At 31.5% G+C, this 21,112-nt stretch carries 21 protein-coding genes; 20 read left to right on the forward strand and 1 reads right to left on the reverse strand.

The window, feature by feature from the left end:
* Positions 1-179: 179 nt before the first annotated feature.
* The 4 genes from hisS to HMPREF0520_RS05460 all read left to right on the forward strand — a co-directional run bounded on the left by hisS (position 180) and on the right by HMPREF0520_RS05460 (position 4,963).
* Positions 180-1,466 carry a histidine--tRNA ligase gene (gene hisS / locus HMPREF0520_RS05445; RefSeq protein ID WP_006729903.1) on the forward strand — a complete coding sequence of 429 codons (1,287 nt, stop codon included), beginning with the start codon at positions 180-182 and terminating at the stop codon, positions 1,464-1,466.
* 2 nt (positions 1,467-1,468) lie between these two features.
* Positions 1,469-3,307, forward strand: a complete 1,839-nt coding sequence (aspS, locus tag HMPREF0520_RS05450) for an aspartate--tRNA ligase (protein ID WP_006729904.1) — start codon at positions 1,469-1,471, stop codon at positions 3,305-3,307.
* Between the two features lie 80 nt (positions 3,308-3,387).
* Complete coding sequence (locus HMPREF0520_RS05455) at positions 3,388-3,960, forward strand: NADPH-dependent FMN reductase (protein WP_006729905.1); 573 nt, start codon at positions 3,388-3,390, stop codon at positions 3,958-3,960.
* Positions 3,961-4,084: 124 nt separating this feature from the next.
* Positions 4,085-4,963: a YitT family protein gene (locus HMPREF0520_RS05460; RefSeq protein ID WP_006729906.1), complete on the forward strand. Its 879-nt coding sequence runs from the start codon at positions 4,085-4,087 to the stop codon at positions 4,961-4,963.
* 51 nt (positions 4,964-5,014) lie between these two features.
* On the opposite strand, the gene HMPREF0520_RS05465 is transcribed toward HMPREF0520_RS05460, so the two are convergent.
* On the reverse strand, positions 5,015-5,848 hold the full coding sequence (locus tag HMPREF0520_RS05465; protein ID WP_006729907.1) for a pyruvate, water dikinase regulatory protein: 834 nt from the start codon (positions 5,846-5,848) through the stop codon (positions 5,015-5,017).
* A 201-nt stretch (positions 5,849-6,049) separates the two neighbouring features.
* Here HMPREF0520_RS05465 and rpsU point away from each other — a divergent pair, with 201 nt between their 5' ends.
* From rpsU to HMPREF0520_RS05545, 16 genes are all read left to right on the forward strand, one after another.
* On the forward strand, positions 6,050-6,226 hold the full coding sequence (rpsU, locus tag HMPREF0520_RS05470) for a 30S ribosomal protein S21 (protein WP_002880182.1): 177 nt from the start codon (positions 6,050-6,052) through the stop codon (positions 6,224-6,226).
* A 96-nt stretch (positions 6,227-6,322) separates the two neighbouring features.
* Positions 6,323-6,766 carry a GatB/YqeY domain-containing protein gene (locus HMPREF0520_RS05475; RefSeq protein ID WP_006729908.1) on the forward strand — a complete coding sequence of 148 codons (444 nt, stop codon included), beginning with the start codon at positions 6,323-6,325 and terminating at the stop codon, positions 6,764-6,766.
* Positions 6,767-6,785: 19 nt separating this feature from the next.
* The gene (locus HMPREF0520_RS05480) at positions 6,786-7,748 is read left to right on the forward strand and encodes a PhoH family protein (RefSeq protein WP_029327261.1); all 963 of its coding nucleotides are present in this window, start codon (positions 6,786-6,788) and stop codon (positions 7,746-7,748) included.
* Positions 7,745-8,272 carry an rRNA maturation RNase YbeY gene (gene ybeY / locus HMPREF0520_RS05485; protein WP_006729910.1) on the forward strand — a complete coding sequence of 176 codons (528 nt, stop codon included), beginning with the start codon at positions 7,745-7,747 and terminating at the stop codon, positions 8,270-8,272. The genes HMPREF0520_RS05480 and ybeY overlap by 4 nt, the downstream gene beginning before the upstream one ends.
* Positions 8,273-8,287: 15 nt before the next feature.
* The gene (gene era / locus HMPREF0520_RS05490; protein WP_006729911.1) at positions 8,288-9,190 is read left to right on the forward strand and encodes a GTPase Era; all 903 of its coding nucleotides are present in this window, start codon (positions 8,288-8,290) and stop codon (positions 9,188-9,190) included.
* A gap of 3 nt (positions 9,191-9,193) precedes the next feature.
* Positions 9,194-9,940: a DNA repair protein RecO gene (recO, locus tag HMPREF0520_RS05495; RefSeq protein WP_006729912.1), complete on the forward strand. Its 747-nt coding sequence runs from the start codon at positions 9,194-9,196 to the stop codon at positions 9,938-9,940.
* Positions 9,941-10,194: 254 nt separating this feature from the next.
* Complete coding sequence (gene glyQ / locus HMPREF0520_RS05500; RefSeq protein ID WP_006729913.1) at positions 10,195-11,100, forward strand: glycine--tRNA ligase subunit alpha; 906 nt, start codon at positions 10,195-10,197, stop codon at positions 11,098-11,100.
* Between the two features lies 1 nt (position 11,101).
* Positions 11,102-13,171 (forward strand): glycine--tRNA ligase subunit beta, encoded by a 2,070-nt coding sequence (gene glyS / locus HMPREF0520_RS05505; protein ID WP_006729914.1) that lies wholly within the window; start codon positions 11,102-11,104, stop codon positions 13,169-13,171.
* 18 nt (positions 13,172-13,189) lie between these two features.
* Positions 13,190-14,992 (forward strand): DNA primase, encoded by a 1,803-nt coding sequence (dnaG, locus tag HMPREF0520_RS05510; RefSeq protein ID WP_006729915.1) that lies wholly within the window; start codon positions 13,190-13,192, stop codon positions 14,990-14,992.
* An 11-nt stretch (positions 14,993-15,003) separates the two neighbouring features.
* Positions 15,004-16,152 (forward strand): RNA polymerase sigma factor RpoD, encoded by a 1,149-nt coding sequence (gene rpoD / locus HMPREF0520_RS05515; RefSeq protein WP_006729916.1) that lies wholly within the window; start codon positions 15,004-15,006, stop codon positions 16,150-16,152.
* 60 nt (positions 16,153-16,212) lie between these two features.
* Complete coding sequence (locus HMPREF0520_RS05520) at positions 16,213-16,896, forward strand: tRNA (adenine(22)-N(1))-methyltransferase (RefSeq protein WP_006729917.1); 684 nt, start codon at positions 16,213-16,215, stop codon at positions 16,894-16,896.
* Positions 16,883-17,680, forward strand: coding sequence for a Nif3-like dinuclear metal center hexameric protein (locus tag HMPREF0520_RS05525; RefSeq protein WP_006729918.1), 798 nt, complete (start codon positions 16,883-16,885; stop codon positions 17,678-17,680). Before HMPREF0520_RS05520 ends, HMPREF0520_RS05525 begins: the two co-directional genes overlap by 14 nt.
* A 19-nt stretch (positions 17,681-17,699) precedes the next feature.
* The gene (pepT, locus tag HMPREF0520_RS05530; protein ID WP_010222577.1) at positions 17,700-18,944 is read left to right on the forward strand and encodes a peptidase T; all 1,245 of its coding nucleotides are present in this window, start codon (positions 17,700-17,702) and stop codon (positions 18,942-18,944) included.
* 310 nt (positions 18,945-19,254) lie between these two features.
* Positions 19,255-19,629, forward strand: coding sequence for a GntR family transcriptional regulator (locus HMPREF0520_RS05535; protein ID WP_006731653.1), 375 nt, complete (start codon positions 19,255-19,257; stop codon positions 19,627-19,629).
* On the forward strand, positions 19,622-20,311 hold the full coding sequence (locus HMPREF0520_RS05540) for an ATP-binding cassette domain-containing protein (RefSeq protein WP_006729921.1): 690 nt from the start codon (positions 19,622-19,624) through the stop codon (positions 20,309-20,311). The genes HMPREF0520_RS05535 and HMPREF0520_RS05540 overlap by 8 nt, the downstream gene beginning before the upstream one ends.
* Positions 20,312-20,328: 17 nt before the next feature.
* On the forward strand, positions 20,329-21,051 hold the full coding sequence (locus HMPREF0520_RS05545) for a hypothetical protein (protein WP_006729922.1): 723 nt from the start codon (positions 20,329-20,331) through the stop codon (positions 21,049-21,051).
* Positions 21,052-21,112: the final 61 nt, after the last annotated feature.

Here is a 21,112-nt window from a genome sequence, read left to right on the forward strand (position 1 = left end):
GAATGAGACTAGCGGTATTGCAGAGAGTACTTGTTTGGTGAAAAAGTACATAGCATGAGTCGTGACCCTTCAACAGATAATGTCGTATGGCGAGCGTTAATCGTAGCATTTTTAGAGGTGGTACCGTGCATGAAAGCACCCTTGTCTTGTAAGGGGTGCTTTTTAGTTTGGAGGTAATAATGCGAGTTCAAAAACCAAAAGGAACAGTTGATATTCTACCTGATACATCATATCAATGGGATAAAGTAGAAAATATAGCTAAAAATTTTTTTAGAAAAGCTAATTATCAAGAAATAAGAACACCTATGTTTGAAAATTATGAGATATTTTCACGTTCCAGTGGGGAATCATCTGATGTAGTAGAAAAAGAAATGTATGATTTTATGGATAAAGGTGATAGACATATTGCTTTACGACCTGAAGGTACAGCAGGTGTAGTAAGAGCGTATGTTGAAAATAAACTTTACGGACCTGAATATCCTAAACCATATAATGTTTTTTATATTGCTTCAATGTTTAGATACGAACGACCACAGGCAGGTAGGCAACGTGAATTTCATCAGATTGGTGTAGAAAGTTTTGGCTCTGATAATGCCTTAGCAGATGTTGAAACGATAGTTTTAGCACATGATTTGCTTTCTACTTTAGGTATAAAAAAGTATGAGTTACATATTAACTCTTTAGGTAATGAAGCTGTCAGAACGGCTTATCGTCAAGCCTTAGTAGATTATTTTACTCCTATTAAAGATAAGTTATCTGATGATTCACAGCGTAGATTAAAAACTAATCCATTGAGAATATTAGATTCTAAAGATGAAGAAGATATAGAATTTGTAAGTAATGCACCGCGAATTAGAGATTACTTGGATGATGAATCTAAGAAAAATTTTGAATTTATCATTAGGACATTATCTGAACTAAAAATTGATTATGTGTTGGATGATGATTTGGTGCGTGGATTAGATTATTATACAGGTGTCATTTTTGAGTTTATGGTTGAAGACACTTCATTATGGCAGTCTAAGACTACCATTTTGGGTGGTGGTAGATATAACCATTTAGTTGAGGAATTTGATGGACCTAAAACACCAGCAGTTGGTTTTGGTATTGGTGAAGAAAGGTTAATGCTTGTATTAAAGGCTCAAAATCCTGAGCTATTAACTGATAGCAATATTGATTTTTATATTACCAATATTGGTGAAGAAACAATTACTAAAACTGTTGAAATAGCTAGAGAATTGAGAAAGCAAGGTCTCAAGGTTCAATATGATGTTGAACAAAAGAAGTTAAAAGCTCAATTTAAAAAAGCAGACAAAGCTAAAGCTAAGTATGTTATTACCTTAGGCGTTCAAGAAATTGAGGAGAATACATTAAATATTAAACGTCTTAGTGATGGTAAGAGTTATGCATTTAACATGGATGAGATTGCAAATGTGAATGATCTTTTGCAAAAATTGGAGAGATAATTATGGAAATGAGAACGGATTATTGTGGTAATATTACCAGCAAGTATGAAAATCAAAATGTGACTATCTATGGATGGGTACAACGTGTTAGAAAATTAGGTAAATTAATTTTTATTGATTTGCGTGATCGAGAAGGTATTGTTCAGGTTGTTGTTAATCAAGATTCTGGTGATGCTTTAATGGATGTTGCTCAAAAGTTGGGCAATGAATATGTAGTCGAAGTACAAGGTAAAGTAGTTAAAAGATCGAATGTTAATAAGGAAATCAAAACTGGTGAAGTAGAAATTAATGCTACTAACATAGTTGTTTTGAATGAATCTAAGAATCCACCATTTGAAATTAAAGATGATGTAACAGCTGCTGAACAAACTCGTTTGAAGTATCGTTATTTAGATTTGCGTCGTCCATCTTTACAACATTCAATTATATTACGTTCAAAAATTTTGCACGCAATTCATGATTACTTTGATCAAGAGGGATTTGTTTATATTGAAACTCCTACATTAGGTAAATCAACACCTGAAGGTGCTAGGGACTATTTAGTGCCCTCTCGTGTTTATCCTGGCAGTTTCTATGCTTTACCACAGTCACCACAATTATTTAAGCAGTTATTAATGGGTGCAGGCTTTGATAAATATTATCAAATTGCTCGTTGCTATCGTGATGAAGATTTACGTGGTGATCGACAACCAGAATTTACGCAAGTAGACTTAGAAACATCATTTTTGGATGAAAAAGGTGTTCAAACATATACTGAGGGATTACTTAAAAAAGTAATGAAAGATGTAATGGGGATTGATATAGTCACTCCAATTAAACGTATTACTTGGGATGAAGCCATGAATAAATATGGTTCTGATAAGCCAGATATTCGTTACGATATGCATTTACATGATTTAAGTGACATATTTAAAGATAGTGAATTTAAAGTATTTGCTGATACATTATCAAATGGCGGTGTCATAAAAGGAATTGCTGTAAAAGGTGGAGCTGAGGCATATTCACGCAAGAAAATAGAAGAAAAGCAAGAATATATTAAACGATACCACGCTAAAGGTATAGCATGGGTTAAATATGAAAATGGAGAATTCACTGGACCTATCGTAAGATTTTTAACTGAAAATCAAAAACGTGATTTGATATCTGAATTTGAACTGACTGGTGGAGAATTGATCACTATCATAGCAGACATTTGGAAAGTAGTTACAGATTCTCTAGATTATTTACGTAGAACATTTGCAAAAGAAACAGGCATCATACCTCAACATGAGTTTAAATTTGCTTGGGTTGTAGATTGGCCACTTTTTGAATATGATGAGGGTGATCAAAGATGGATTGCTGCACACCATCCATTTACTATGCCTGATGATAAAGGAATTGAATTGTTAGAGACCGAACCACATAAGGCACATGCTCGTTCATATGATATTGTATTAAATGGTTACGAATTAGGTGGAGGTTCGATTCGTATACATAAACGAGAAATTCAAGAAAAGATGTTTAAGGCTCTAGGATTTACTAAAGAACGTGCATATGAACAATTTGGATTTTTACTAGAAGCATTAGATATGGGATTTCCACCACATGCTGGTCTTGCTATAGGTTTGGATCGGTTTGCCATGTTATTAGCAGAAAAAGATAATATTCGTGATGTTATTGCCTTTCCAAAGAATGCTTCTGCCTCTGAACCAATGATGCATTCGCCTGCACCAGTTGCTGATAAGCAATTAGCTGATTTAGGAATAAATGTTATGTCAGAGCATGTTGAAGCTAATGCTGAAATTGAAGCAAGATTGAAGAAAGAAGCTAATGATTTAGCCGACAAAAATCGTACTTGGTAAATTATCAAGCAAATCATTTGCATTTTTTAATTAAATCATTCAAAGTAAAAGTATTAGAAGAGAAGGATGGTTAATATTTAATGAAAAAAGATGTTGTTGTGTTAGTTGGTAGTTTGCGTGAACAATCTTATGCTCGAAAAATTGCTAAAAATGCTATTGATATGTTTAGCGATGAATTTTATGCAGAAATTGTTGAAATTCGTGACTTACCTTTGTATGATGCAGATTATGATGATATAAATAATATAAATAAGCCATTACCTGAGTCATATGTACAATTTAGAAAAAAGATTAAAGATGCTGCTGGAGTATTATTTGTTACTTCTGAAAATAATAGAACTATACCAGCCTGCTTAAAGAATGCAGTAGATGTTGCATCAAAACCTAAAGGCGATGTTGCGTGGACCAATACACCTGTAGCTGTAATTAGTCATTCTGTAGGTGCTATGGGAGGTTATAGTGCAAATAAAAATTTACGTTTAGCTCTTTCATATTTTACGATGCCTACAGTACAACAGCCAGAAGTATTTTTAGGACATTCTCCTGAGCTTTTAGATGAATCAGGCAAATTTAACAATGAAGCTACATTCAATTTTGTTAAAAAATATATTGAACAATTTGAAAAATTAATCAAGGATAATCCTAAGGATTAGAAAAATAAGTACTCATGTTGAGTACTTATTTTTTATGTCATCAAATTCTTTTTTAGTTAAAACTTGTTATTATAGCGTAATATCTTTAAACTAGTATTAAAAACAAAAAAGGGGTTATTTTGATATGGATCATTTCGAGCGCTTATCGAGAAGACACAATTTTATTTCCAAACTATCTGCAGCATTTTTTTATGCATTGGCTGTAGCAGTAGCCTTAAATTTCTTTTGGCATCCCGGTAAAATATACGCATCAGGAGTTACTGGATTTTCGCAAGTATTGGAATCTCTGTCTAGTCGGTATCTGCCATTTACACTAACTACATCGTCTATGTATTTTGTATTAAATATTCCACTATTTATTTTAGGTTGGTTGAAAATAGGGAAAAAATTTACTTTATTTACTATCATTGCAGTTATTTTGGCATCAATTATGATGAAATTAATTGCACCAATAAAGCTTAGTTATGATCCTATCATTTGTGCTATTTTTGGTGGTGTAGTTAATGGTGTTGGTACAGGTATTGCATTAAAATCTGGCATATCTACAGGTGGTATTGATGTTTTAGGCATAATTTTGAGAAGAAAGACTGGAAAAAGTTTTGGCCAAATAAATATCTTTTTCAATTTAATTATTGTAATATGTGCTGGATTTGTTTTTGGTTGGACACGTGCTTTATACACTGCTTTAAATATTTTTATCAATGGTCGTGTCATTGATGCAGTCTATACACAACATCAAAAAATGCAGGTAATTATTGTAACTGAGCATCCAACAGAGATTGTTGAACAGATTCAGGAAAAAATGCATAGGGGAATTACAATTCTACATGATGCAGAAGGTGCATATAGTCATAATGAAAAGACAGTGTTAATAACAATCATTGATAGGTATGATATGTATGATATTTATAATATTGTTTCCAAAAACGATCCATATGCATTTATGAGCATGAGTGAAGTATCTAAGATTTATGGTAGATTTATTGAGCAAAAACCAGTGTAAATAAAAACGGTGTATTCATTGAATATACCGTTTTTGTTATATAGATATTAACTATTTTGAAAAATTGTCAATTCCCAAATGCGACATGATTAATGCAGCTGTTTCTTCTATAGATCTATGTGCAACATTAATAACATAACATCCCAACTTATCATATAATTGTTTAGCTGAATTAAGTTCTGCATTAATAGAATCCATATTAGAATAAGTAGTATCTGGATTTAAACCATATGAAATCATTCTTTGACGTCTGATTTCATTTAAAACTTCTGGATCGTTAGTTAAACCAATAATTTTTTTAGGATCAACTTTATAAATTTCATCTGGAATATGTGTTTGTGGTACAAGTGGCAAGTTAGCAACTTTGATATTTCTATTTGCCAAGAATAGGGAAAGTGGTGTTTTAGAAGTTCTTGAAACACCAAGCAAAACAACATCAGCTTCCAAGAAACCTTTAGGATCTTTACCATCATCATACATTACAGCAAATTCCATTGCAGAAATACGATCGAAATAACGTTGTCCCATATGGTGTACAGCACCAATAACATGTTTAGGGTCTTCCTTAGTTATTTCATGTATCTTATCAATAATGCCTGATAATAAGTCAACATGTTTCATATTATGTTCACGAGCAAATTTAATTATCATTAATTGCATTTCTTCATTCAGAAGAGTGAACGCAATCAGAACATTTTTATATTGCACTATTTCATTGAGAACATTTTCTAATTTTTTAGTATCAGTTATAAAAGGATAGCGACGATAATTAAAAGTTGCATTAGGATATTGAACAGCACCAGCTTGTACCATATTAAACGCTGTATCTCCAACTGCATCAGAAATGATAATTAAATTGACTTCGACTTTATCTTTATTGCACATAATTTTCACCTCAAGTTAATTTTAGCATAGAAAAACCATAAGAAAAAATCTTTATTTACAATAATGTTAAGGCTTACATAAAAAGGCCAAAAAATGATAAAAAATAATTATTTCTATTGACCACCATAAGTGTCTTAGATATAATATATACTATATTGTTAGGCACAGTGTGTGCTAAGAAATGGAAGGAGGGATCTCACTATGGCAAAGACTATCGTTCATGAAAACGAGTCTATTGATGATGCTCTTCGTCGTTTCAAACGTTCCGTTTCTAGAAGTGGTACTTTACAAGAATACCGTAAACGTGAATTTTACGAGAAACCTAGTGTTCGTAGAAAATTGAAGTCCGAAGCTGCTCGTAAGCGTAGACATTATTAATATGATTGCTCTGGTAGGAATTTTTTCTATTCAGAGCTTTTTTTATCTAAAAAGTTTACAATGTGATTAGAATATATAAAGTTAGGAGATATAAAGATGACTTTAATTGAAAGTTTAATGAAAGATATGAAAGCTGCTATGAAAGCACAAGATAAGGAGACACTTACTACTATTAGATCTTTAAAAGCAGCTGTTATGTATTACAAGATTAAGCAAGGACATGAATTAACTCCAGAAGATGAATTAACGGTTTTGGCTAGTGCTATTAAAATGCGCAAAGAATCTTTAGAAGAATTCAAAAAAGGAGGTAGAGAAGATTTAGTTGAACAAACTGAACACGAATTAGCTATTATTGCAAAATATATGCCAAAACAATTAAGTGAAACTGAATTAGAACAGGTAATTATAGAAACTATTTCAGAAGTTGGTGCGTCTGGTAAACAAGACTTTGGTAAAGTAATGAAAGTATTGATGCCTAAAATAAAGGGTAAAGCCGATGGTAAATTAGCTTCTGAAATTTTAAAGAAGAAATTAAGTTAGAATATGAGGAAATTTTGTGGTGATATCTAACAATGTAGTTACCTTTACTCCTAGCGATCCAAAAAATATTGTTAATTTGGTAGGAATTAATGATGCAAATCTTAAATTGCTTGAAGAAACTTATGATATTAGTATCGTTGAAAATGGCAATACAATTCAATTATCAGGTGATGAATCTACAGTTGCTAGTGCAGTAGCAGTATTAAATGCTCTAGATAAAGTTATTACAGATGGTATTATGATTTCAGCTACTGATGTAATTAGTGCTAGTAAAATGGCTGAAAAAGGTACTTTAGAATATTTTGGAGAGCTATATAATCAGGTATTAATAAGAGATTCTAAAAAACGACCAATCAGAGTCAAAAATATGGGGCAAAAACGCTATATTGATGCTATTAGACAATACGATGTAGTTTTTGGAATGGGACCTGCAGGAACAGGCAAGACGTTTTTAGCGGTTGTCATGGCTATATCTGCTTTTAAAAAAGGTGAAGTATCTCGTATCATTGTTACTCGTCCTGCTGTAGAGGCAGGTGAATCATTAGGATTTTTGCCAGGAGATTTAAAAGAAAAGGTAGATCCATATTTACGCCCTATTTATGATTCGCTTTTTACGATTCTAGGCGTTGAAACAACTAGTCGCTTAATGGATCGTGGATTAATTGAAGTTGCTCCATTAGCATATATGCGAGGTAGAACATTAGATGATGCTTTTGTAATTTTGGATGAAGCACAGAATACAACACATGCACAAATGAAGATGTTTTTAACTAGATTAGGATTTAATTCTAAGATGGTTGTTAACGGTGATCAGACGCAAATTGATCTACCTGGTCGTGCTAGGAGTGGACTTTTAGAATCTGAAAAGATTTTAGCTAATGTTGATCAAGTTAAATTTATTAAATTTAGTTTTAATGATGTGGTAAGACACCCTGTTGTTGCTAAAATTGTAAAAGCATATGAAGAAGAGGAAAATCGATGACCGAGATAGATATATCTTTTAATGATGAAGTTGATTTCTTAAGTGATACTCGAAAAAATTGGAAAACTTGGATCGAGGAATTGATTTTAAGTGCCAAAAAGAATATCAAAAAAACTAATCGGCAAGAAATGAGTATAAATTTTGTTGATATTAACAAAATTCATGAGATAAATAAAAATTATCGTGGTAAAGATAGACCAACTGATGTAATTTCATTTGCCATTGAAGATGGAACAGATAATGACTTGTTTGCACAATTTATAGAAACACCAGACTTCGTTGAGGATATTGGTGATTTATTTATTTGCCCAGAAGTTGTTGAGAAGCATGCTACAGAATATGAGACGGGATTTTATAGAGAATTTGGTTATACTTTAGTTCATGGCTATTTACATTTAAATGGTTATGATCATATTAAAGATGATGAAGCTGAAGTGATGTTTGGGATTCAAAGTAAAGTGCTTGAAGAATATGGTCTGCCATTACATCCTGATCAGGAAACACATGGTAAACAAATACACTAATTAAGGGAAAATGATATGCAAAATAAAGAATATAAGTCAGGTTTCGTAGCTTTAGTTGGACGTCCAAATGTAGGAAAATCTACATTGTTGAATTATTTGGTTGGTGAGAAAGTTGCCATTATGTCTAATCAACCACAAACAACTCGTAATAAGATCTCAGGAATTTATACTAATGATAATGAGCAAATAATTTTTATAGATACTCCTGGTATCCATAAGCCGAAGAATAATTTGGATGATTTTATGGATAAATCATCTTATTCTGCATTGAATGATGTCGAAGCTGTATTATTTATGGTTGATCCTGAACCAGCAGGTAAGGGAGATATGTTTATTATTGATCTATTAAAGAATGTAGCTTGCCCCGTATTCTTAATAATTAATAAAATAGATACTGTTCACCCTGATAAATTATTACCTATAATCGATTCTTATAATAAATTAGTTAAGTTTGCGGAAATAATTCCAATATCAGCTCGTCAAGGTAATAATATCGATGATTTAATTAAAACATTAGTTAAATATTTACCACAGGGTCCTCATTATTATGATAGTGAGCAATTAACAGATAAGCCAGAATATTTTATAGTAGCTGAACTAATTAGGGAGCAGATTTTACAACTAACCCATGCAGAGGTACCTCATTCTGCGGCAGTATTAGTAGATAAGATGTCTGATTTTGATAAGGGAAAGCTACAAATATTTGCTACCATTTTTGTTGAAAAAGAAGGGCAAAAGGGCATTATTATTGGTAAAAATGGACAAATGCTCAAAAATATTGGTATGCATAGTAGAGTAGAGATTGAAAAATTATTAGGTGATAAAGTTAATTTACATCTTTGGATTAAAGTGCATAAAAATTGGCGATCTGATCCAGTATTTTTAAAGAAAATTGGTTATAATGTAAAGGATCTATAATTTGTGAGTAAAGAACTGATTGAAGTTTCAGGTTTAGTTTTTAAACAAAAAAAATATAAAGACTTTGATGTTTTATCCAAAATTATGACAGCGGAGAATGGCATCTTTACTTTATTGATAAAAGGCGGATTAAAACCAAAGTCACGTCTTTTACCTGCCACAATTAATTTTTCTTACGGAAATTATTTAATTAATACAAATTATTGCGGCTTAAGTGTTTTGAGAAATTACAAAGTTGTCCATCAATTAGAACATATCTATTTCGATTTTAAAGGAAATGCTTATGCAAATTATTTGTTGGATTTAGTGGATCATGCCTATGCGGATTATCAACCATTAGGAAAAAATTATTATTTAGTTTTTAATGCACTAATGAAGATAAATGAAGGTATAGATAATGAAATTATATGTCAAATGGTAGAATTGAAATTGCTATCTGCCTTTGGTACAATGCCAGAGTTTAGGCATTGTGTTTTTTGTGATGCTAGCCAAGGTATATTCGATTTTTCTTTACAGTTGGGTGGCATTGTTTGTAAGAATCATTTTGGGAGTGCAAACACGAGGATGTGTTTAGATGCTAAAACCATGGGTCTTATTAGGACATTAGCCTTGATTGATATTCAGCAGCTTGGTCAAATAAATATTAGTGATAACTTGAAGCAGCAGAGTAGAAAATTTATAGATATTCTTTATGGACAATATTTAGATTTACACTTAAAGACCAAAAAGTATTTAAAAGAAGTTCTTTGAGTGGATTATATCTATTTTTTTAATGATATTAGTGTTAAAATATAGCATGTATTGGCAAGTGAAGGAATAGAAAAGTACTAATTAAGCGAATGTGGTTTGGTGTGAGCACATTTAGGAAAAGGCCCTTCAAAGCCATTAATTAAGTGCAGGAATTTTTTTGTCCTGAATTAGGGTGGAACCGCGAGATCTATCGTCCCTATGCAATTTTTTTTGCATAGGCTTTTTTTATAGCCTATGTTTGAGGAGATAATGTTATGGAAGAAAAATTGAATGTTCAAAATATGATTTTTAAGCTGGAACAGTTCTGGGCTTCTAAGGGCTGTATGATAATGCCTTCTTATGATGAGCAAAAAGGTGCTGGAACTATGAGCCCTTATACATTTTTAAGAGCCGTTGGCCCTGAGCCATGGGCAGCTTGTTATGTAGAACCTTCAAGAAGGCCTGCTGATGGAAGATATGGTAATAATCCTAATCGTTTATATCAACACCATCAATTTCAGGTTGTTATTAAGCCATCTCCTAAAGAAATTCAGCAATATTATTTGGATAGTTTGCGTATTTTAGGTATTGAACCTTTAGAGCATGATATTAGATTTGTTGAAGATAACTGGGCTAATCCTTCTATGGGATGTGCTGGTGTTGGTTGGGAAGTTTGGTTAGATGGCATGGAAGTATCGCAATTTACATATTTCCAAGTTGTAGGTGAATTAGACGTAAAACCTACCATGAGTGAAATAACATATGGTGTTGAAAGATTAGCATCATATATTCAAGATGTAAATTCTGTTTTTGATTTGGAATGGGCTGATGGTGTTATATATCGTGATATTTTTAAACAACCTGAATATGAACATTCTAAATATGCTTTTGAAGCCAGCAATCAGGCTGAGTTATTAAAATTCTTTGACACATTTGAAGCTACAGCTAAGGAGTTATTAAACCAACATTTGATACATCCAGCTTATGATTATATTCTCAAATGTAGTCATACATTCAACTTATTGGATGCTAGGGGAGCTGTTTCAGTAACAGAGCGTGCAGGGTACTTAGCAAGAATTCGAACTTTAGCACATATGGCAGCTAAAGGTTTTGTGGAAGAAAGAGAAAAGCGTGGTTTTCCTCTTTTAAAACATCAAGAAGAAAGTAAGAAGGAAGATTAATATGACTAAAGATTACTTATTCGAAATTGGTACCGAAGAAATGCCTGCACATGTTGTTGCTAAAAGTGTTAAGCAATTAGCAGATCGTACAGGAAATTTTTTAAAGGACAATGGCTTATCCTTTAAAAATATCAAAACATTTTCTACTCCTAGAAGATTAACAATTTTAGTTCAAGAATTAGCAGAAAAACAAGCTGATATTGATGAAATCAAAAAAGGCCCTTCTAAAAAAATTGCATTAGATAAAGATGGTAATTGGTCCAAGGCAGCTGAAGGCTTTGTTAGAGGCCAAAATATGTCTGTAGATGATATCTATTTTCAAAAAATAAAAGATGTCGAGTATGCATATATTCATGTTAAAAAAGAGGGCAAAAAAGCTACCGAAATTTTACTAGGTATGGATCAAATAGTAAAAGAATTAGCTTTTCCTACAAAAATGCGTTGGGGAAACTATGATTTAGAATTTATTCGTCCAATTCACTGGATAGTATCATTATTTGGTAGTGAAATAATTCCAGTAAAAATTCTTGATATAGTAGCAGGTCGTAAAACATATGGACATCGCTTTTTGGGTGAAAGTCTCGTTTTAGCAACTAGTGATGATTATGAATCAGCTCTGAAAAGTCAATTTGTGATTGCGGATGCTAATCAACGTAAAAATATGATTTTATCGCAAATCAATTCGTTATGCGAAAAGAATAATTGGCAAGTTAAAATTGACAGTGGCTTATTAGAAGAAGTTACCAATTTAGTTGAATATCCAACTATTTTTTCGGGTTCATTTAATGAAAAATATTTAAATATTCCCAAAGAAGTATTAATTACATCTATGAAGGATAATCAAAGATATTTTGAAGTTTATGATCATGAGGGCACTTTAATTAATCATTTTATTGCCATCAGAAATGGAAATAGTGATTATTTAGATAATGTTATTGCTGGTAATGAAAAAGTTTTAGTAGCTAGATTAGATGATGCTCAATTTTTCTATGACGAAGATAAGAAATATCCGTTGTCACACTTTGTAGAAAAATTATCAAGCGTTTCATTCCATGATAAAATAGGTTCAATGGCTGAAAAAATGCTTCGTGTTAAGCTGATTGGTGAATATATAGGTAAAAAAATAAATCTATCCTCCAGTGAGCTAGCTGATTTTGATCGTGCAGCAGATATCTATAAATTTGACTTAGTTACTAATATGGTTGGTGAATTTGCTGAGTTGCAAGGTATTATGGGAACTCATTATGCAGAGTTAGCAGGAGAAAGAAAAGCTGTATCACAAGCTATTAAAGAAAGCTATTTACCTTCAAGTGCTGATGGTGATTTACCAACTACCAAGATTGGTTCATTACTTTCTATAGCTGATAAGTTAGATACTATCATTGCCTTTTTCGGTGCTGGCATGATACCAAATTCTTCAAATGATCCGTATGCCTTAAGAAGAAGTGCGTATGGTATTGTTCGAATTTTAATTAATCAATCATGGAATATTTCTATTGAAGATGCTTTGAAGGATATCATTGCTTTATTAAAAGGAAAGACAGTTGCAAAATTGCCTAATGATGAAGCAACGCAAGCTGAAATCTCAGACTTTATCATTAATCGTGTTAAACAATTATTACAAGTTAAAAAATATTCATATGATGTTATCGATACAGTTTTAGCATCTAATCAACAAAATGTTGCAAATATTTTGTCGATTGCCGATATTTTGCAGGAAAACCACGATGATAGCAAATTTAAGAAAGTAGTAGAAAGTTTAACAAGAATTGCAAATATCTTGAAGAAAGCTGATTTTTCAGAAGCCGAGCAAATTAATCCCGATTTATTTGAAAACAATAGCGAAAAAGCATTGTACGATAAAATTAATTTGTTGTTAGATAAATCATTAGATGTCAAAACTTTATATAGTGAATTTGTGCAGCTACAACCTGTGATTGATGAGTATTTTGACAGCAATATGATCTTAGACAAGAATGAAGCTGTCAAAATAAATCGTTTATCGCAATTAAAACTTATTGATAAGCTAGCTTTGGAATTTGGTGATTTATCTAAATTAGTTATTAAATAGTTATAAAGAAGGTTAATTATGGCAGGGCATATACCTAGTAATTTAATTGATGAAGTACGTAGTGCTGTCAATATCGTTGATATAATTAGTCAATATGTTTCTTTAACCAAAAAAGGTAAGGATTACGTTGGATTGTGCCCTTTTCATCAAGAAAAAACACCTTCATTCACCGTCAGTGAATCTAAGCAATTCTTTAAGTGCTTTGGATGTGGCAAGGGCGGTAACGTATTTAAATTTTTGATGGATAAAGAGAATATATCTTTTCCCGAAAGTGTAATATCTGTTGCCAAGATTGCACATATTACAATTCCTGGTGAATATAATAATGATGCGATCTATAAAAAAAATCCTATTAAACAAATTTATTCTGATGCAACAGAATTTTACCAACATATTTTGTTAACAACTAAATTAGGTGAAGTTGCATTAAAATATGTTCAAGAGAGGGAATTAACTAGTGAGATAATCTCTCATTTTAAGATAGGGTATGCACCAAAAGCAGATAACATTTTGTATATTTTTTTGAAACAAAAAAATTATTCTCAGGATCTATTGGAACAAAGCGGATTATTTATAAAGAATGAAAAAGGGAAATTATTGGATCGCTTTCGTGACAGATTGATGTTTCCATTGTGTGATGAATTAGGTGATCCGATTGCTTTTTCAGGTAGAAGAATTTCAAATGATAGTCAAATCGCCAAGTATGTGAATAGTCCAGAAACTCCATTATTTACCAAGTCTAAATTGCTTTATCACTTTTCAGAAGCCAAGCATGCGGTAAATGCTGAAAATCATTTGATTTTATATGAAGGATATATGGACGTAATAGCAGCATATAAGTGTGGAATCAAAACTGGTGTCGCCTCAATGGGAACTAGTTTAACTTCACAACAAGTTTATATGTTGCGACGAGTAACACCGAATATAATAATTAATTATGATGGTGATGATCCAGGTCAACATGCTATGGAACGTGCGATTAAATTATTTAACTACCCTAATATAAATCTTGGCATCGTATCTTTACCAGAACATTTAGATCCAGATGAATATGTAAAAAAATATGGTCCTGAAAAATATGTTAATGAAGTTAAAGCAGCAATTACTTCAACGGAATTTTTGTTACAAAGGATGTCCAAAAAGTATAATTTGTTTAATGATAGGGATAAACTTGATTTTATTAATGAAAGCATCGCTTTAATCGCTAAAAATGATGACCCTATAGAAATTGATATTTATATCCAAAAATTGGCACAAAAGTTACAAGTATCTGTAGAGTCATTGAAAGCTCGCCTATTACGTGAACAAAGAAAAATCCGAACTGCAATCAATCATCAAAAACAAATACAAGCCCTTTATCCAACTGATGAAGTTACACCTAAACAATTAGATAATGTTCATAGTTCTTCAGTTAGTTTTACTGAGCAAAAGCGATTATTGTTTTTATTTATACATAATGATAATGCTAGGCTTTATTTGTTGACAAAAAAATTTATTTTTCCTAATGAAAGTTATCAGCAATTAGCTGATTTATGGTTAAGTTATTTAGAAAAAAATCCGAATCCTAATATTTCCGGTTTTGCAGATTTTATTCCTAAAGACTTACAGAGTATAATTGTTAATATGGAATTAACTGATATGCCTTATACTTTTTCAGAAGGAGAAATTGATGACCAAATTGCGTCATTAATTAAACAAAAAACTATCTTGGAAATGCAACGACTATATGATCAAATCAAGGTCGCACAGCAGAAGAATGATAGTCAATTAATAATTCAATTGACACAAAAGATTATAGAATTGAAAAGAAAGATTATTTGAGGAGGCTTATCATGGCAGAAAACAATACTACCAATAATGGAAATCAGAATTTACAAGCTTCAAAGGCTTCCACCACTACCCTTAGCCAGGTAGTTAAGAATATTATAAAAGAAGTTAAAACTAGCAAAGAAATAAAAGAGGATGATTTCGTAGCAAGAATGGTTAAGCCATATCAACTGGAAGGAAAAGCCATTGATCAATTAGTTCAAGAATTTGAAGATAATGGTATCTCTATTGTTGATAATGATGGTAACCCTTCTAATTTATCTTTGAAAAAGCAAAAAGATGTTGAAAAAGCCGAATTAAACGACATGACTGCACCTTCTAGCGTCCGCATGAATGATCCCGTGAGGATGTATCTAAAAGAAATTGGTCGTGTTCCATTACTTAATGCTGATCAAGAAATCGATTTAGCTAAAAGAATCGAGAACAATGATGATGAGGCTAAGCAGGAATTAGCTGAAGCAAATCTTAGATTAGTTGTTTCTATTGCAAAACGTTATGTAGGACGTGGCATGTCATTTCTAGATTTAATCCAAGAAGGTAATATGGGTTTAATGAAGGCAGTAGATAAATTCGATTATCGTTTAGGGTTTAAATTTTCAACATATGCTACATGGTGGATAAGACAGGCAATAACTCGTGCAATTGCTGATCAAGCTAGAACCATTAGAATTCCAGTCCATATGGTTGAAACTATTAATAAATTGATCAGAATTCAAAGACAGTTATTACAAGACTTAGGTAGAGAACCTACACCAGAAGAAATTGGTGCGGAAATGGATATGTCTACAGATAAGGTTAGGGAAATACTAAAGATAGCCCAAGAACCAGTATCTTTGGAAACTCCAATTGGTGAAGAAGATGATTCTCACTTAGGTGATTTCATTGAAGATAAAGATGCAACTTCACCAGAACAACATGCTTCTTATGAATTATTAAAGGAACAACTAGAGGAAGTTCTGGACACTTTGACTGATCGGGAAGAAAATGTTTTAAGATTGCGCTTTGGATTAAATGATGGTCGTACACGGACGTTAGAAGAAGTGGGACGTGTATTTGGTGTTACTCGGGAACGTATTCGTCAAATTGAGGCTAAAGCATTACGAAAATTGCGTCATCCAAGTAGATCTAATCAGTTAAAAGACTTTTTAGATTAAACAAAAAGAACTTACTTTTATGTAAGCTCTTTTTTGGTATTTTACATTCAGGAGTTAGTAATGGAAGAACGATTAAAACAGATAGCTTCATTAGTTGATGATCAGGCAAGAATAGCCGATATTGGTACCGATCATGCATATTTACCAATAGAATTAGTAAAAGATGCCAAAATATCTTTTGCTATAGCAAGCGATATTGCACAAGGTCCGCTAAATAATGCCAAAAAAGATATCTTAGCTGCAGGTTTAGTTAATCAAATCGAGACTAGATTAGGTTCTGGTTTATTAACGATACATCCTGAAGACAAGATTGATACAATTGTAATGGCAGGGATGGGTGGCACCTTAATGGTTAACCTACTAAATGCTTCGCCAACGCAATATCCGACATTGATTTTAGAACCCAATGTAGGGGAAGCAAATGTCCGTTTATGGTTGATGAATAATAATTATCGGATTTTAGCAGAAAAAATAATTGAAACGGCTGGCCATATTTATGAAATTATAAAAGCTGTAAAGAGTACTACAGCAGTTCCATTGACAGAAATTGAGATTAATTTTGGTCCAGTTTTGATGCAAAATAAAAACAAGATTTTTTATAAAAAATGGTCAAATCAATTATTATTCCAACAAAAATTATTACATAATTTGAAAAAAGCTAAAGTTATTGATGATTTAAAAGTTAAGCAAGTTACAAAGTTAATTATGATGATTGAGGAAATGATTAAAGATGATGAAAGTTAAAGATATTATTACTATATTAAATAAAGCTTTTCCTGAAGATATTGCTAGTAAAAATGATCCTGTAGGACTACAATTAGGCTCAATTAATAATACTGTTAGTAAAATAATGACTACTCTTGATGTTAGACCTGAAGTAGTAGATGAAGCTGTCAAAAACAAAGTGGATTTAATAATCAGTCATCATCCATTAATGTTTTTCCCTGCAAAAAATTTGGATTTTGCTAATCCTCAAAATGCGATGTACGCTAAGCTAATTGCAAATGGCATAACTGTATATTCGATTCATACAAATTCAGATAAGGCTCTGCATGGCTCTAGTGAGTGGCAAGCAGATCAATTAGAATTACACGACATTCAGCCTTTTTGCTTGGATGACGATTCGATTGCTATCGGGAGAAAAGGTAAATTGCCTGAGCCGATGACTGCCTACAAATTTGCCTATTATGTAAAGCAAAAAATGAATATCAAAATGGTGAGATTAATTACAGCTAATAATGAAAAGCTAATTAATAGTGTGGCTTTCATTTGTGGAGATGGTGGTAAATATTGGAGACAAGCCTTAATTGAAGGTGTAGATGCCTTTATTACAAGCGATATTTATTATCATGTTGGTCATGATATTATTTCATCAGGATTAACCGTAGTAGATCCAGGTCATTATACTGAAGAACTATTTAAATATAAAATAGCTGAGCAATTAAAAACTTGGTTAGCAAATGCAGATAGTTCTATTTCTATTATGGTTTCAAAAACTAATACTAATCCTTTTCAGGACTTATTTTAAAAAAGTGGGGGTTTATATTATGGAATATCCAACGTTATTACCAAGATTCTTAAAATATGTGAAAATTAATTCACGTTCAGACGAAAATAGTCAACGTTTTCCATCTACTGAAATTGAAGAAAAGTTTCAAAAGATTATTTTAAATGATTTGAAAGAATTGGGGCTACAATGTTATTACAATCAAAAGAGTGGTTGTGTAATCGCAACAATTGATAGCAATGTAGATTATGATGTACCTACCTTTGGATTACTGGCACACTGTGACACTGCCGATTTTGAATCAAATAATATTAATCCGCAAATAACTCATAAATATGATGGTGTATCTAAAATTAAATTAGGTGATACTGATTTTTATTTAGATCCTGCAATTTTTCCTCATTTAAAAAAATATAAAGGGCAGACAATTATTTCAACGTCAGGTGATACACTTTTAGGCGGCGATGATAAATGTGGCGTCTCAGAATTATTAACTTTTGCAGAGTATTTAGTAAATCATCCTGAAGAAAAACATGGTGAAATAAAACTTGCATTCACTCCTGATGAAGAGATTGGAACAGGAGCTAGTCATTTTGATGTAGAAGATTTTGGTGCTAAATTTGCTTATACGGTAGATGGTGAGGGACCTGGCAAATTAGATTGGGGTACTTTCTCAGCTGCTCAATTTTCACTTGATATCCAAGGAATTGATGTTCATCCTGCTCAAGCAAAAGATAAGATGATCAATGCTATTAAACTAGCAATTGATTTTCAAAATCAGTTGCCACAAAATGAAGTGCCGGAAAAAACAGCAGGTGAAGAAGGATTTTATCACTTATTAAAGTTTGAAGGAACAGTTGATCATGCACATTTAGAGTATATCATTCGTGATTTTAAGCGTGATAATTTGGAAAAACGTAAGGAATTGGTACAAAATATTGTCAACAAAATTAATGACCAATTTGACCAAAAACGTGTAGTCCTTAAGATGGCAGACCAATATTATAATATGGCTGATGAATTAAAGAAGAATATGGAAGTCGTAGATTTAGCAAGAAATGCCTATAAAGCATTAGGATTAACTATCAATGAAGATCCTGTTAGAGGTGGTACAGATGGTTCACAATTAACGTATATGGGATTACCTTGTCCTAACTTATTCGCAGGAGAAGAAAATATGCATGGTAGATATGAATATACTGTTCTGGAATCAATGTGGTTGGCTGTGGATGTCTTAAGAAAAATAAATGAATTACATTTAAAAAAATACCAAAAATTAATTTAGTGAAACTTTTTTACCGATTTTAGGCAAACAAAAAATATTAAATTTAAATTTTGAATGAATAGAAGTACTGATATAACAATACTTCTATTTTTTTAAAATTAAAAATATTATAAATATAGTTTTGCACTAAGGTAATCAAATTACATATGATGCGTGCTTTTTACTTTTATATCAACGATTGTACATTTTTTTCTGATAGACGTAACAAATATATTTATATGTGAAACAAAAAATGATATTGACAATAGATAGTATTGTACTATACTATCAATATAGTACAAGGTAATAATAGGAGCGTGGTATATTTAATATAAAATTTGAAGATAATCTACCAATTTATTATCAAATAGAGCAACAGCTTTATTATGATATAGTTTTAGGAAAGCTACAGCCAGGTGAAAAGATGCCATCGGTGAGACAACTTGCACTAGATTTTACAGTTAATATCAATACTGCACAACATGTATTATCTAATATGCAAGATAAGGGAATTATTTATTCTAAACGTGGCTTAGGTTCATTTGTAACTGATGACGTTAATTTGATTTTAGTTTTAAAAGACGAAATTATCTCAAAAATGTTCTCTGATTTTTTGTCAAAAACTAAGAAAATAGGTTTATCAAATCAAGATACGATAGATAAATTACAGACTTTTGTTTTGAAAGAAGGTCCAAAAAATGAGTGAGATACTGAAAATCAGTAATTTGAATTATAAAAAAAACAACAAGATTCTAATCAAAAATATCAACCTTACAGTAAATAAACCCGAAATAATTGGTTTATTGGGAGAAAATGGTGCAGGTAAGACAACGCTTTTCCGACTGATTGCAGGTCTAGGAAAAGGGTACACTGGCAGCATAGCAGTAGCCGGAGAAACTTCAATTGATAAAATCAAGGAAAATATATCTTTTAATGATAAATTAGATGCTTTTAATTTATACACCAAATTAAAAGAAATCAAAGATTTTTATGCTAAGTTTTATAAAGATTTCGAACTCGAAAAGTTTGACAACATAATTTCGCTCTTGGACATAGATATGTCTAAAAGGTTAGGAGAATTATCTAAAGGTAAAAAAGAAGGCTTTATAGTAGCGTTATCCATTGCACGAACAGTCAAAATATACTTATTAGATGAACCTTTTTCTGGCATTGATCTAATGTCTCGAAAAAAAATACTACAATCTATTATCAAATGGTTGCCACAAGATGCAACAGTTTTCCTTTCTGATCATAATATAGAAGAAGTACATCAAATTATAGACAGAATTGTCCTAATTAAGGATAAAACGATTGTCGCTGATGAAACTGCAGAAAAAATCAGATCAAATGGTGAATCCATTGAAGAATTTTATCTAAAATTTTATTAATATAGGAGCTGATTATTATGTTTAACAAATTATTCTTTTACCTATTTAAGCAGAAAGCTAAAACCGTTTTATATTGCCTTTTATTGAATATCATATGTACAGTTGTTATTGCATTAACTGCAACTCATAAGATTGACTATTTAATTATTGTTTTTATCTTAACATCTTTCTTTATGAACTTAGGATTTTTAGTAAATTGTTCAGTGACTGCAAGTAAATTCCTTAAAAAACAAACTTACAGGTTGTTGCCTATGAAAGATGGTTATTTATATCTAGCTAATACAGCATCTGACTTTTTAAATGGACTATTATTAATAGCAATAGAATCAATAATTGGTATATTAATAGTACATTTTATTAGTTTTAACTTCTCAAAAGTGTTAATTGGCTCATTTAAATTATCAGTAAATACAATGTCTATTGTACTTACTACTATCTCTATTTTGTTATTAAGCTCATTTATGTTATATTGCATGCTTATCACTTGTTTATTACTAACCAAAATATGTATGGACTTTTTACCTATCGTTTTGCAAAATATCCGCAAATTTATTAGTGTAATCATTTATATAATTATGTTATTAGTGTTTAGCCGCATCATAGAGTACTTTAAATCGTTATTATATAATGAGAGTAATCAATCTACGTTAGTATTTTTTTACATCATAGGCATAATTATTATTATTGGTATTAACTACTTCATCTTTAACAAATATCATGAAGCTGATGTAAATAATTAAACAAGACCCCGAAATTCGAACAAGGATTTCGAGGTTTTTATTATGTTCAGAAATAATTTAC

The organism is Lactobacillus iners DSM 13335 (genome assembly GCF_000160875.1).
Lineage (GTDB): Bacteria > Bacillota > Bacilli > Lactobacillales > Lactobacillaceae > Lactobacillus > Lactobacillus iners.